The 13,491-nt window shown below is 62.6% G+C and carries 9 protein-coding genes and 2 pseudogenes; 4 read left to right on the forward strand and 7 right to left on the reverse strand.

Annotated features, from left to right (window positions below):
* Nucleotides 1–514 precede the first annotated feature (514 nt).
* From KI235_RS30685 to KI235_RS14465, 3 genes and pseudogenes are all read right to left on the reverse strand, one after another.
* Nucleotides 515–1,821: pseudogene (locus KI235_RS30685) on the reverse strand (citrate:proton symporter).
* 52 nt (nt 1,822–1,873) lie between these two features.
* Nucleotides 1,874–2,197 carry a hypothetical protein gene (locus tag KI235_RS14460; RefSeq protein ID WP_003201468.1) on the reverse strand — a complete coding sequence of 108 codons (324 nt, stop codon included), beginning with the start codon at nt 2,195–2,197 and terminating at the stop codon, nt 1,874–1,876.
* On the reverse strand, nt 2,197–3,546 hold the full coding sequence (locus tag KI235_RS14465; protein WP_013693257.1) for an acyclic terpene utilization AtuA family protein: 1,350 nt from the start codon (nt 3,544–3,546) through the stop codon (nt 2,197–2,199). Before KI235_RS14465 ends, KI235_RS14460 begins: the two co-directional genes overlap by 1 nt.
* A gap of 100 nt (nt 3,547–3,646) precedes the next feature.
* Between KI235_RS14465 and KI235_RS14470 the strand changes: the two genes are divergently transcribed.
* On the forward strand, nt 3,647–4,531 hold the full coding sequence (locus KI235_RS14470) for a LysR family transcriptional regulator (RefSeq protein WP_003201473.1): 885 nt from the start codon (nt 3,647–3,649) through the stop codon (nt 4,529–4,531).
* A gap of 122 nt (nt 4,532–4,653) precedes the next feature.
* Here the strand turns inward: KI235_RS14470 and KI235_RS14475 are convergent, their stop codons facing one another.
* The 3 genes and pseudogenes from KI235_RS14475 to KI235_RS14485 form a co-directional block, all read right to left on the reverse strand.
* Nucleotides 4,654–5,505 (reverse strand): CAP domain-containing protein, encoded by an 852-nt coding sequence (locus KI235_RS14475; protein WP_013693258.1) that lies wholly within the window; start codon nt 5,503–5,505, stop codon nt 4,654–4,656.
* A 194-nt stretch (nt 5,506–5,699) separates the two neighbouring features.
* Nucleotides 5,700–6,473, reverse strand: a complete 774-nt coding sequence (locus KI235_RS14480) for an L-iditol 2-dehydrogenase (RefSeq protein ID WP_033028109.1) — start codon at nt 6,471–6,473, stop codon at nt 5,700–5,702.
* A 158-nt stretch (nt 6,474–6,631) separates the two neighbouring features.
* A pseudogene (locus tag KI235_RS14485) lies at nt 6,632–7,944 on the reverse strand (sugar ABC transporter substrate-binding protein).
* A gap of 273 nt (nt 7,945–8,217) precedes the next feature.
* Between KI235_RS14485 and KI235_RS14490 the strand changes: the two are divergent.
* Nucleotides 8,218–9,120, forward strand: coding sequence for an AraC family transcriptional regulator (locus tag KI235_RS14490; protein WP_003201480.1), 903 nt, complete (start codon nt 8,218–8,220; stop codon nt 9,118–9,120).
* A gap of 11 nt (nt 9,121–9,131) precedes the next feature.
* Nucleotides 9,132–9,761, forward strand: a complete 630-nt coding sequence (locus tag KI235_RS14495) for a hypothetical protein (protein WP_038859610.1) — start codon at nt 9,132–9,134, stop codon at nt 9,759–9,761.
* 151 nt (nt 9,762–9,912) lie between these two features.
* Here the strand turns inward: KI235_RS14495 and KI235_RS14500 are convergent, their stop codons facing one another.
* Nucleotides 9,913–11,688: a sigma-54-dependent Fis family transcriptional regulator gene (locus KI235_RS14500; protein ID WP_027911730.1), complete on the reverse strand. Its 1,776-nt coding sequence runs from the start codon at nt 11,686–11,688 to the stop codon at nt 9,913–9,915.
* Nucleotides 11,689–11,972: 284 nt separating this feature from the next.
* Here KI235_RS14500 and KI235_RS14505 point away from each other — a divergent pair, with 284 nt between their 5' ends.
* Nucleotides 11,973–13,445: a benzaldehyde dehydrogenase gene (locus KI235_RS14505; RefSeq protein WP_003201487.1), complete on the forward strand. Its 1,473-nt coding sequence runs from the start codon at nt 11,973–11,975 to the stop codon at nt 13,443–13,445.
* Nucleotides 13,446–13,491: the final 46 nt, after the last annotated feature.

The raw sequence follows: 13,491 nt of genomic DNA on the forward strand, positions 1-13,491 counted from the left end.
TCGTGGTTAACGGGGCGCCCGAGATCAACGTCCTCCCCGAGGCGGCCTAACAGCCGACCTGGTTCTGGGTGATCGCATTTCTCCTGTGGGAACTTCTCCTGTGGGAGCGAGCTTGCTCGCGATTGCAATTCATCATTCAATTCAAATATTGACTGACACACTGCTATCGCGAGCAAGATCGCTCCCACAATAAGATCGGGTACGGCCGGAGAGATAGGCCGGCTGCCAGGCCGCCTCGCGAGCAAGCTTTGCTCCCACGGAGCAATGCCGGAGTGAGGGCACACCGAGCCTAGGCGAGGTGCCAAGTGGTGGGGCTGAAGCGTTTTGGTTACTTTTGACTGGGCCGGCTTCCGGGCTTTTCGAAAGTGACCCGCCGTCAGGGCGGAACCCTAAGCCGCCACGACCGCAACAACGGATATACACACCGCCCCAAGGACAATCGCCTCCAAACGCTTGAGGCAGCAGTGCCTGGCCCTCATCAAACGCATCCGTCAGCACCGCATTCACCGCCTGCTCAAACCTGTACCGCTCCAGTCATCACGGCGAAGCCGAGCATCACCAGGCTGACGCCCCAGGCCCAGAAGAACGTATAGGCGATGTGCTTGCGAAGCTCTACGCCGGACAACGCCAGCGCGAGGTACACGCTGGGCACCACCGGGCTGATGGAGAATCCAGTGTTCTCACCGATCAGCATGGCCCGGGCCACGGCCTCGAGGGGGACACCCGCGGCAGCGGCCACGTCCCTGATCACCGGCAGCAGGGCGAAATAGTAGGCGTCCGGTGAGAAGATCATCCCCAGGGGGACGCCGAAGAAACCGACGATCACATGCAGGTATTGGGCAGAACCGGCTGGCATGATATCGATCAGTGCCAATGCCATGCCGTCGGACATCTTCGCGCCGGAGAGCACGCCCAACAGGACGGCGGCGGCCATCATCACCAGGACCATTTGCAGCGCATCGGCCGCATGGGCCTTGAGGCGTTCGGCCTGGGCGTCCAGGGACGGGAAGTTCAAGGGCAGGGCGATGCCCAATCCCACCATGAAACACGCATACAAGGGAAAAATGCCGGTGAACAGGCACGCCAGGATCCCACCGGTCAGCGCCACGTTCAGCCAGTAACGCAGCTCCCGGGGGAGAGGGCGAATTCACGGTCCTGGGGTTGCAGGCTGTCCATGTCACAGGTTGCAGCCGCTCCCAGCGACATCGGTTGGCGACGCTGGGCGCGCAAGCCCAACACTGTCGCGACAACGAGCATGCACGTCAGGCCCACCATCTGCACCGGCAGCAAGCCTAGCCACAGTTGGGTGGCATCCAGCCCCGACACTGCGGCAGCGCGTGCGGTCGTTCCGCCCCAAGGGACCATATTGATCACGCCGGCCGTGGTGCCAACCAGGCACAGCAACATCGCCGGGCTCATGTTCAGGCGCTTATACAAGGGCAGCAGGGCCGGGATGGTCAGCAAGAACGTGGCGGCGCCGACGCCGTCGAGATGGACCACTGACGTCACCAAAACCGTCACCAGTGCCACGGCCAGCGGCTTGCCGCCTGTGCTGCGGATCAGCAGGTTGACCAATGGATCGAACAAGCCCCGGTCACGCATGATGCCGAAAAACAGGATGGCAAACAGAAACAGTGCTGCGGTCGGGGCCACCGTGATCAGGCCGGCCTTGATGAATTCGCCGATCTGGCCGAGATTGAAGCCGGCCAGCAGGCAAACGATCACGGGAAGGGTAGTGAACGCCACCACCGGACTGATCCTGCGCAGCAATATCAATCCGATGATGGCGAGCATCATCAGGAAACCCAGGGTTGTAATCATGTTGCAGCCTCTCTTTTTTATTGTTGTCGAAGGTTCGCGGGCGGTGAGTCGATCAGCCTTGCGGTCCGGGCAGGCGCAAGGCCAGAAGCAGGTAACTCAGGCTCTTGCCATGGCGATCCAGACCGCAACTGCGATTCACACCGCCCTCCAGGGCGTCCTCGAGCACGAAATTCAGTGCATTCAGGTTCGGCAGTTCATAGCGATGCACCTTGGAGGGTTGTCGCGTCGCGAATTGCTCGGCCACTCGGGCGCAGGTCAATTCCCGTAGCAGCCACGGATAGTGGGCCGGATCGTGGGGAAACAGGGCGATGCTGAGAATGTTGCCCTTGTCGCCAGCACGGGCATGGGCATAGTCGGCGAGGGTGACCAGGTTCATCAGTACCACTCCAGGGTTGTATGGATTTCATCTCGCGGCAGCAGGAAACTGCGGGTGGTAACGGTCTCGGCGAGGTGTCGCCGGACGCCACCGCCGCCCGCCGGCCCGTTGGTGTAGAGCGACTCGACCTCTGCCAGCAGGGCCTCCACCAGCCGTCGGTCGGTGTGAGTCAGGCCGATGCGCACGCGCACATCCTCCAGGGCGGGCGCCTGGGTCAGTTGCTGTTGCAGATATCGACCGCCCTGGTCGTTGAAGAGGCTGGCGACCCCGGACAGGTCGATCCAGGGCTGGACCCCGGGTGCCAATTGGTCGAAGCGCTGCAGCAGGATTTCCCGCGCCAGCGCGGCACGCGCCACGGCGCCGGGGCCCGCGTAGGATATTTCCGCCTCGCCGAACCAGAGGCCGCGCACACCCGCCAGACCCTTGAGCGTGTCGGGACGCGGGTGACCCAGCAGGCCACTGATTTCAACACGGTCATCACCCAAGTCCTGTACACGGGCCTGGCCCAGGTCCAGCACCACGTCCGGCGTCAGATAGCGTCGAGGGTCGTGTACTTCGTAAAGGAGTTGTTCCTTGACGGTCTGTTCGCTGACCCGTCCGCCGCAGTTGCGGGTTTTGCCGATGATCAGGCGGCCATCCTGATGGATCTCAGCAATGGGGCAGCCGAGATTGGCCGGGTCCGGAACGTCTTTCATCCCAGGATGAGCAAAATAGCCGCCGGTGACCTGGGTGCAGCACTCCAGCAGATGGCCTGCGGTGGTGGCGACGGCCATTTTCTGCCAATCGTCAGCCGACCAACCCAACCCATGGCGGATCGCCCCCACGGCCAGCGACGGATCCGCGACCCGGCCACACAGCACGATGCCAGCGCCCTCGGCCAACGCCTGGGCGATACCGTCGGCTCCGGTATAGACGTTCACCGACACGGGGTGCTCCAAGGGCTCCGAGGACAGCCACCGTTCGTAACGGGGCGGTGTTTCTTCCAACAGGTCATCACCCAGCACACAGGCGATTTTCAGTGCAGGGAAGCGGCCCGCCAGCGTCTGGCGCAACCGTTGCGCGGCCGCCCTGGGATTGGCGGCGCCGCCATTGGTGATGATCGGGATGCCGGCCTCGATGCACACGTCCAGCATGGGCTCGAGGAAATCGAACAGACGCGCGGAGTATCCCGCCTGCGGGTCCAGGCGCTTGCGTAGCTGCGCCTCGGCCAGGGTCCGTTCAGCCAGCAGTTCCAGCATGATGTAGCGCTTGCCGCTGCGTTGTGCCAGGTCCTGTGCCAGGCGCAGGGCGGCGTCGGGTCGATCATTGGCGAAACCGGCACCGCAGCCGACGAGAATTGTTTTTGTCATGTCGCTTTCCACTGAGGGGTGGCCCCATAGTGGAGAGACTGGATTATTCTGTGAATTTTAAAGATAGAATCAATTGATTCATTAATTTTATGAGTGGGTCATGAACGTTTCTTTTCGTCAGCTTCGTGCCTTCATCCTTATTGCCGAGACTTCGAGCTTTACCCGCACGGCCGAACAGTTGCACCTGTCCCAGCCGGCGCTGAGCTATAGCATCCGCAAATTGGAAGAGAGCATGGGGCTGCAGTTGCTCGCGCGTAATACCCGCAGCGTCGAGCTGACTCCGGCCGGTGAGCATTTTCTACCCCAGGCCCGGCGCATGCTCCGGGACATGAACGACGCCGTGCGCGATGCTCGTGACACTCTGAGCCTGAGCCGTGGCACGCTCCGGCTGGCGGCCTTGCCCACCGCTGCGGCGTCATTCCTGCCCATTGCCATTGCTTCTTTCCAGCATGAAAACCCCGGCGTGACGGTGAGTTTGTTAGACGGCCGCGCCGGGGAAGTCATGGGCTGGGTGCAGCGAGGAGAGGTGGACGCCGGCATCAGTTCGTTGCCTGACGATCTGTCCGGACTGAGCTTTGTGCGCCTGTTGGATGACAACCTGGTGTTGCTGAGCCAAAAGGACCCGCAGCGTGACGGCCAGGACGACTGGAAGCGGCAACCCTATATTGCCCTCACGCCTGACACCAGCATCCGGCCCCTGGCTGACGCTGCGTTGCGCTATTTGAACGTTGACCCTGTGCCGGCCTGGGAAGTGGCGCACATGAGCACGGCCACGGCCCTGGTGCGCGAAGGATTGGGATTTTCTCTGTTGCCGGCCAGTTGCACGGCGGTGTTCAACATCGGTGAGCAGTGTGCTGTCACCGCCATCGACCAGCCGGCGAAGCGCTCGATCGGCCTGTTGCAGCGCAAGCCGGTGGCCCAATCACCTTCATTGAGCCAGTTCATGCAGCATTTGCGACAGGTGCTGCTCAGCCACGGACACTGAGGTTGATCGAGCAATGGCTATCGCGAGCAAGCTCGCTCCCACATTGGCTGGTGGTGGAACTTGATTGCACGGCCACCACAACGCCCCCTGTGGGCGCGAGCTTGCTCGCGATGGTGTCAGTACTACTGGGTACCAAACATCGCCGTCCAATAGATCCCTGCATCGCTTTTCGGATCGGTCGCATACCCGGCGCCCAATTCGCGGAACTGTGGGTTCATCAGGTTGGCGCAGTGCCCTGGGCTGGCCAGCCAGCCGTCCACCACCTTGAGCGCGGTGTCTTGTCCGGCGGCGATGTTTTCGCCGATCAACTGGCCCAGATAACCAGCCAGTTCGGCGCGGTCGCCCGGCATGCGGTTGTCGCGGTCCTTGTGGTCGAAGAAATTGTTGTTGGCCATGGCCCGGGTGTGGGTCACAGCGGCCAGGGCCAAGGTGGCGTTCCAGGCCAGCGGTGTGGTGGCGGCGAAGGTTTCGGTGCCACAGCGACGCGGCTGGGTGCGGGCACTGTTGATCAGTTTCAGCAGCTTCTGGCCCTCGGCTTGCCAGTCACCCAGGCGCGCCGACAACAGTGGGCGCGCCAGCACAATGCGCCATTCGCGGTCCAGGCGGCTGACGCCGATGTCGACGAACTGCGGGTCGAGTACTACCTGGCAGAAGCTTTCCTGGACGGCTTTCATGGCCGATTGCGCATCGCGCGGCCCGGACAGGCTGATGGCCTGCACGTTGACCATTGGATAGGCCGCCCGCGCCAGCGCCTGCTGCAGGTCGCCGATGCCATTGGCCGACAGGATCAGCCGGGAATCCATCGCCAGCGGTGGCAACTCCAGCGAGGCCTGGCCGGCACAGCTTTGGGACTGGCTGCGGTAAAGGTTGATGGACTCGACCAGTTGCGTCTCTTCGGTGGCCGTGGCACTGGCGGCGAAAACCAGGCCCAGCGACAGCACGACAAGACCCATGACGGATGAAATGGCACGCATGTAAATCTCCCTTGAGCGGACGGCGCCTATGATGCGCAATTTTTGCCCCGCTGGGGCAACGGTATTCACGCTCTTTTGAAATCCCTTGGAACGGCACAGTTGGGTAGCGTTCGGGATAATCCTCAAATAGTGGGATCAACTTTCAGGCGAATAAGTCCATTTCCGTCGTTTCAAGGCCATAAAATCGCAGATTATCAGCTCATCCAGTTCCCCCCATCGACGTTATAGGTCTGCGCCACCACGTACTCGCTTTCCGCCGAGGCGAGGAAAATCGCCATCCCGGTGAGGTCCTCCGCAGTCCCCATCCGGCCATAGGGCACCTGTTGCCCGACCTGGCGCTTCTTTTCCCCCAGGGGCAGGTTTTCGTGGCGGGCGAACAGCGCATCCACGCCATCCCAATGCTCGCCATCCACCACGCCGGGGGCGATGGCGTTGACGTTGATCCGATGCTTGATCAGATCCAGTCCGGCGGACTGGGTCAGGCTGATCACCGCTGCCTTGGTGGCGCAATAGACACCGACCAGCGCTTCGCCACGCCGACCGGCCTGGCTGGCCATGTTGATGATCCGGCCGCCATGGCCCTGGCGGATCATCTGCCGCGCCGCCGCCTGCAGGGTGAACAGCGTGCCGGCGACGTTGATGGAAAACAGCCGCTCGTAGCTCTGGCGGGTGATTTCCACGATGGGTGCCAGGTCGAACAGCGCGGCGTTGTTGATCAGGATATCCAGCTTGCCCACCTGGGCCACCACGGCCTCGATGGCCTGATCGATCGAAGCCTGGTCCGTCACGTCCATTTTGACCGCGTAGGCACTATCACCCAGTTCGGCGGCGGTAGCCTGGGCCCGCTCCAGGTCGATATCGGCGATCGCCACTGTGGCGCCCTCGTAGATATAGGCCTGGGCGAACGTCCTGCCGATGCCACGGGCGGCACCGGTCACCAGGGCACTTTTTCCTTCCAGTCGTTTCATGGGGTTGTCCTTTTCGAAGTACAAAAAAAAACTGTGGGAGCAAGGCTTGCCCGCGATGAAGCAAATGCGGTCTCTCAGAAATCGAGGTGCCTGTATCGCGAGCAAGCTTTGCTCCCACAGCGGGGCAAACCTTCTAGCCTCGGGGCGGGTACCAATCGTTATTTCTTGGGATACCCGGCCCGCTTCATCTCCCGCTCGGTACTCGATTGCGCCGAGGCCAATGCCTGTTCCACCGTGATCTGCCCGGTGAGGGCGGCGGTAAACAGCTTGCCGACGGAAGTGCCGATGGCCTGGAACTCTGGAATCGTCACGTACTGGATGCCCACGTACGGCACCGGTTCGGCGGTGGGGTGGGCCGGGTCGGCGTTCTGCATCATTTTCAAGGTGATCCGGGCGAACGGAGCGGCGTTCAGGTAGGCGTCGCTGTAGGTGGACATGCGCGTGCCGGGCGGAACATTGCTGATGCCGTCCTGCCTGGCGACCAACTGGATGTAGTCCTTGGACGTGGCCCAGGCCACGAACGCCTTGGCGGCGTCCTTGTGCCGGGAGCTGGTGGGAATCGCCAGTGACCAGGCATACAACCAGGAAGCACCTTTATGGGTCACTTCGATGGGGGCGGCAGCGAAACCCACACGGTCGGCGACCTTGCTTTGGCTGGTGTCGGTGATGAAGGAGCCCGCGACGCTGGCATCGACCCAGATCGCACATTTACCGCTGTTGAACAGCGCCAGGGTTTCGTTGAACCCGTTGCTGGTCAGGCCCGGCGGGCCGTACTTCTTCAGCGTATCGACGTAGAACTGCGCGGCGGCCTTCCATTGCGGGCTGTCGAACTGCGGTTTCCATTGTTCATCGAACCAACGGGCGCCGAAGGTGTTGGCCAGGGTGCTGAGCAGCGCCATGTTCTCGCCCCAACCGGCCTTGCCCCGCAGACACAGGCCGTACTGGCCCTGGTCAGGTTGGTGCAACTTGGCAGCGAATTCACCGAGCTGGCTCCAGGTCGGTTGCTCGGGCATGCTCAGGCCGGCCTGTTTGAACAGGTCCGTGCGGTAATAGGTGACGGTGCTTTCGCCGTAAAAGGGCAGGGCGTAAAGCGTGTCATTGACCGAGAGGCCTTGGCGAACGGCAGGAAAAATGTCCTCCAGGTCATACTCTGCGGGCAGGTTGGTCATCGGTTCGAGCCAGTGCTTGGCCCCCACAGCGGGGTTTCGTAGGTGCCGATGGTCAGCACGTCGAACTGCCCGCCCTGGGTTGCGATGTCAGTGGTCAGGCGCTGGCGCAGGACATTCTCTTCGAGTACCACCCAGTTCAACTTGATGTCCGGGTGCTCGCTCTCGAAGGTTTTCGAGAGTTTTTGCATGCGGATCATGTCGGCGTTGTTCACCGTGGCGATGGTGAGGGTCTCGGCGGCCTGTCCGGCCAGGGCAAAAGACAATCCCGCGAACATGACAAGCACCTTGGGCACTGTTTTCATGAGCTTCTCCAGAGCTGCGCCTGGGCGCAGAATTATTATTGTTGTGGGGGCCGTGGCGTCGGGCTGAGCGGTTCGTCGCCAATGGCAAGCCGATTACAGCAGCGCCTGTGGAGGCCGACAAACGCAGGGAGGATCGTGCGCTGATACTTTTTTAACGCCCTTGAGCGCGACAGGGCCGGGTTAAAAAAGTATCAGTGGGCGGTCAGACCGAGGCTGGCGAACCGCTGCGCACTCGGCGTAAGGTGCCCGCTATAACGATAAAAGAGGCGCGACATGCCTGATCACCGAACGCCGCTGTTCGAGCAGCGACCAGCCGAACTGGAAGTCATCCTGCCTGAGCCCGAACACAGTTTTCGCTGGTACGAGCATGACTACCCGTACCCGATGGCGCGTTGGAACCATCACCCTGAATTTGAAATCCACCTGATCCGCCAGGGCAGCGGCAAACTGCTGGCGGGCGACTACATCGGCCCGTTTGGCCCAGGCCATGTGGCGATGATTGGCCCGGACTTGCCCCACGACTGGATGGGCGATCTGGCGCCGGGCGAGCACCTGCCTGGGCGTGACGTGGTCTTGCAATTCGACGGTGCCACGCTGCTGACCTTGCGCCGAACCCTGCCCGAACTGGGCGATCTGCAGGGCCTGTTCGAACGCGCCCGCCGTGGCCTGACCTTCGACGGCAACACCGCGCGGCGGGCCGCGCACCTGCTGGAAGCCATCGGCCCGGCCCAGGGACTGGCGCGGTTGGCGCTGTTCCTGGAACTGCTGCACACCCTCAACCAAGCCCCTGGCGACGAGGCCTTGAGCCTGGCGAGCCCTTGCTACGCGCCGACCCTCGATGCGCGCAGCTCCGAGCGCATCCATAGAGCCTTCGAATACCTGCAAGCCGAACTCACTGGCGACCTGCGCCTGTCGGTGATCGCTCGTCAATTGGACATGAGCGAGCCGGGCTTCTCACGGTTCTTCAAGCGCATCACCGGGCACGGCTTCATTGACCTGATGCGCAAGCTGCGGGTCCAGCGCGCCTGTCGCTTGCTGTTGCAGAGCGAAATGCCCGTGACCGATATCTGTTTTGAAGTGGGCTACAACAACTTGTCCAACTTCAACCGGCACTTTCGGATAGAGATGAACCAGACCCCCAGCGAGTACCGGCGGGGCGCTTTTCCCCTCGCTTGATGGAGACTGTCATGTTGCGCATCGTGGAACAGCAAGCCAGCGCATCCCTGCGCCAGCGGATGGAAAAGGCCGGTTGTGCCTTCGATTTCCTGGTGCTTGTGCCCGAGGCGAGTGATGCCGCTGATGAGGTGCTTCATCGTCAGGCTGTGGACCTGTTGTTCCAGCACCTCAAGGCTCAATGGCTGGAGCGTCATCGCCAACTGACTCTGGACCCGCGCTATACCGAGGCTGCGCCCCCCACCATGGATTGGGATTTGAGCAAGGCCGTCGCCAAGCCGCTGAACCGGGACGAACGGGCTCGACTCATGCGGATCGACCAAGATGATCAGCACACTTATGCCTTGTACGCGGCCTTCTGCGACCCGCCCTATGGCACCCGTTTCAGCGACGACACCCCGCAGGCGCTGTTCAGCGAATGGCTCGACCTGCTTGGGCTCGAGGACGGTACCGATGGGGTGGTGTTGAGCTGGGTCGATAACTTCAACCTCAACTGGACGGCCAGCGACGAGTACGATCCGGCACGGGCCCCCTGGAGCGATTATTTCGACGATGGCCTGGAGTGGTGGGGCGTCTGGTGCCTGAGCATCTGGAACCCCAAGCGCCGAACGCTTGCCGTACTGGCGGCGAGCACGACGGATTGAGTTGCAGAGCTTGCAGCTCCGCAGAAACCAATGTGGGAGCGAGCTTGCTCGCGATGGCGTCAGCCCAGCCAGCATCAATGTCAGCTGACCCACCGCCATCGCGAGCAAGCTCGCTCCCACAGGGGAATTATGGTGATCCCAGGTTCGGGGTTTAGTCCGGGACTCCTCGTTGATGCTTCTTCAACCGATAGGCGAACTGTGCCCGGCTCAGTCCCAATGAGCGTGCGGCCGCTGCCAGGTTGCCGCTGCTCAGTTGCAGGGCTTCGTTGATCAGCCGTGATTCCAGGCCGTCAATGGAGAAGTCCGAGTCCAGTTGGCTGAGGGACTGGAGCAGGGCCGGTTTTTCCGCGGCGTCGTTGGCGGCCAGGCCCATCGGTGAGAGACCGCCGTGCAGGTCCACGGAATACGCATCCACCGGCAGTTGTTCATTGCGAAACAGATGGACCAGGTCAATCGCCTGGCCTTCTTCGCTGGCGATCAGGCCGCGCTCGATGAGGTTCTGCAATTCCCGCACGTTGCCCGGGAAGTCATAGCGCAACAGCACCTTCAAGGCACGCATGGTCAGGCCCATCGGGGTGCGGCCGTACTCCTGGCAAAAGCGCTTGAGGAAAGCATTGATCAGCAACGGGATGTCATCGCGACGCTCGCGCAAGGGAGGCAGGGCGATGGGGTAGACGTTGAGCCGGTAGAATAGGTCTTCACGGAACGCGCCTTCCGCCACGGCCTTGCGCAGGTCGATGTTGGTGGCCGCCACGACCCGCACATCGACCTTGATGCCGTGGCCACCACCGATCCGTTCGATCTCCCGCTCCTGCAAGGCGCGTAGCAACTTGCTTTGCCCGGCCAGGCTCAGGCAGGTGATCTCATCCAGAAACAACGTGCCGCCATGGGCTCGCTCGAAACGACCGGGGCGTGAATGAGTGGCCCCGGTATAGGCACCGCGTTCGACGCCAAACAGTTCGGCCTCGATCAGGTTGTCGGGGATGGCCGCGCAGTTGAGGGCGATGAACGGACCATCGCGTCGACGACTAAGTTGGTGCAACTGGCGGGCGAACATCTCCTTGCCGACGCCGGATTCGCCGCTGACCAGCACGGTGGCGGGGGTCAAGGCCACCCGTTGCAAGGCTTGGGTCGCGGCGTTGAAGGCGGCGCTGGCACCGATCAGCGGCTGTTCGCTGTCCGGCAGCGGGGCGGTGCCGGCAACACTGTCGGACTGGCTGTCGGTGCGCGCGACGACCGCTGGCGGTGAGGCGTTGAGGTAATTGAGGTCCTGCTCGACATCGCCCCATTGCTCGGCGGTCTTGCCGACGACTCGGCAGCGTTCGTGCCCCATGCCTCGGCATTCCACTTCGCGGAAGATCACCAGTTGCCCGAACAGCCCGCTGACGAAACCGATGGCGTAGCCCAGTTCGGTCCAGCACACCGGATCCTGCCCGGTGCCATAGGCGGCGACATGCTCGTCGGCCTCACAGGAGTGATGCCAGAGAAATTCCCCTTCATAGAACCCCGAATCGGCATCGAACTTGAAATGCAGCGGCTCGACCTTGGTCATGCCTTCAAGGGTGTGCAGATGCGTGCCTGCACGAAACACCGCCGCGGCATCGGCGTGGGGCCAGCGTTCGCGAATCAGCCGGGCGTCCCGGGCGCCGGAGGAATAGCCGGTGCGGGTGAGCATGCCACGGGCCTGTTCCAGCCCCTGGCGTTCGATGATTTCCCGGCGCAACGCACCGAAGGATGAACTGTGCAGCAGCAACATGCGCTGGTCGTTGAGCCAGATACGGCCATCGTCGGGGGAGAAAAACAGACACGCGGTGAGTTCTGCCGTCGTAGGCGAACTGCTGTCGGTCAGCTCGTTGCTGTCACCCCGTGGACGGAAGTGCTCGGTGGCGATCCGGTGATCCGGCAACTGGCAGTGGGGATTATTCATTGTTATGCCCCTGATGGCGGGTGATCGAAATGATCATCTGGCGAGATAGTTATTAAGCATAACTTTATCAAATGAACAAGCGGCAGCTGGCCAACGGCCACGTCGGCAGGTGCGTCATCAGTCCTGCACTCGATGCAGACCATTGATCCAGAGCCCTGCGCCAGGTTTATCAAGGTCTGCGGGCAAAACCGGCACAGCGCTTGCTCAAGCACTAGCACGGCGTTTGCGTCGATACCTTCCAGGTGCGGCAAACGATGACAACAACAAAGAGCCGGGAGTGTTAAATGTCTGCATCCAAAAGCCACCTGTTGTCCCAGGTGATCGAGTCGGAATGTGTCTTCAACGGTGACTGGGTGCCTGCGTCGGGTCTGCTGCAATGGATCATTGAACCGGCCACCGGTGAGCGGTTGATGCGCTGTGCCACGGCCGACTCCGCCGACATCGCCAAGGCCAGTCGCGACGCAGCCCTGGCGCAGCCGGGGTGGGCGGCGCTGGGCCCGCGGCAACGCGCGGCGATCTTCCGCAAGGCCGCCGACGTGGCCGAGCAGTCCTTCGAAGAACTGGCGCTGTACGTGGCTCGGGAGACCGGCGCCGCGCTGTTCAAGGGCCAACACGAAGTACGCGAAGCCATCGTGCTGTTGCATCAGGCCGCCGGCCTGCTGTCCCAGGCCCATGGGGTGGTCCTGCCCAGCGAGGCGGGGCGCCTGTCCTATGCGCGACGCCAGCCCCATGGCGTGGTCGGGGTGATTTCGCCCTTCAACTTTCCCCTGGTGTTGTCCATGCGCTCCGTTGCGCCTGCCCTGGCGGCGGGCAATGCGGTGGTGCTCAAGCCGGATCCACAGACCCCGGTGAGCGGCGGTTTCCTTATCGCCCGGTTGTTCGAGGTAGCGGGGCTGCCCAAGGGCTTGCTGCAAGTGTTGCCCGGTGCGGCGGATGCCGGTGAGGCGCTGTGCCGCGACCCTAACGTGCGCATGATCGCGTTTACCGGTTCCACCGGCGCCGGTCGCAAGGTCGCGGAAGTGGCCGGGCGCAACCTGAAGAAGGTTGCGCTGGAGTTGGGTGGCAAGAACCCGCTGATCATTCTTGAAGACGCCGATCTCGACCTCGCCGCTCGCAACGCGGCCTGGGGCGCCTGGCTGCATCAAGGGCAGATTTGCATGGCCACCGGGTTGATCCTCGCCCATGAATCCATCGCCGAAGAACTGACCCGCAAACTGGTGGAAAAGGCCCGGGCCTTGACCGTCGGTAACGCCGCCCAGGGCGAAGCCGCGTTGGGGCCGCTGATCAATCAGCGCCAACTGAAACGGGTGCACGACATCGTCAGCGACTCCGTGCGTGCCGGCGCCCGGCTGGAGGCAGGCGGCGAGCACGATCGACTGTTTTACCAGGCCACCGTGCTCAGCGGCGTGAAACCGGGCATGCGGGCCTTCGACGAGGAGGTCTTCGGGCCCGTGGCAACGGTGGTCAGCTTCGCCACCGATGATGAAGCCGTCGAGTTGGCCAACCGCACCGAGTACGGTTTGGCGGCGGCGATCATTTCTCCGTCGGTAGGCCGGGCCATGGCCATCGGTGAGCGGTTGCAGTGCGGCATGTTGCACATCAATGACCAGACCGTCGCCGATGAGTGCATCAACCCGTTCGGCGGGCGCGGCGCCTCGGGCAATGGCGGCAGCGTCGGCGGCCCGGCGGACTGGGACGAATACACGCAATGGCAGTGGGTGACGGTCAAGGACCAGGCGCCGGTCTACCCCTTCTGACAGGCAGGTTTACAGGGCCCGATGAGCTGAGGGCCCTGCGAGTACA

It is taken from the genome of Pseudomonas sp. St386 (genome assembly GCF_018325865.1).
In the GTDB taxonomy this organism is placed as follows: Bacteria; Pseudomonadota; Gammaproteobacteria; order Pseudomonadales; family Pseudomonadaceae; genus Aquipseudomonas; species Aquipseudomonas brassicacearum.

Coding starts and splice junctions, on each gene's coding strand:
- KI235_RS14500 (WP_027911730.1), bottom strand. CDS start 11,688: ATGAATAATCCCCACTGCCAGTTGCCGGATCACCGGATCGCCACCGAG.
- KI235_RS14505 (WP_003201487.1), top strand. CDS start 11,973: ATGTCTGCATCCAAAAGCCACCTGTTGTCCCAGGTGATCGAGTCGGAA.
- KI235_RS14460 (WP_003201468.1), bottom strand. CDS start 2,197: ATGAACCTGGTCACCCTCGCCGACTATGCCCATGCCCGTGCTGGCGAC.
- KI235_RS14480 (WP_033028109.1), bottom strand. CDS start 6,473: ATGAAACGACTGGAAGGAAAAAGTGCCCTGGTGACCGGTGCCGCCCGT.
- KI235_RS14465 (WP_013693257.1), bottom strand. CDS start 3,546: ATGACAAAAACAATTCTCGTCGGCTGCGGTGCCGGTTTCGCCAATGAT.
- KI235_RS14490 (WP_003201480.1), top strand. CDS start 8,218: ATGCCTGATCACCGAACGCCGCTGTTCGAGCAGCGACCAGCCGAACTG.
- KI235_RS14495 (WP_038859610.1), top strand. CDS start 9,132: ATGTTGCGCATCGTGGAACAGCAAGCCAGCGCATCCCTGCGCCAGCGG.
- KI235_RS14470 (WP_003201473.1), top strand. CDS start 3,647: ATGAACGTTTCTTTTCGTCAGCTTCGTGCCTTCATCCTTATTGCCGAG.
- KI235_RS14475 (WP_013693258.1), bottom strand. CDS start 5,505: ATGCGTGCCATTTCATCCGTCATGGGTCTTGTCGTGCTGTCGCTGGGC.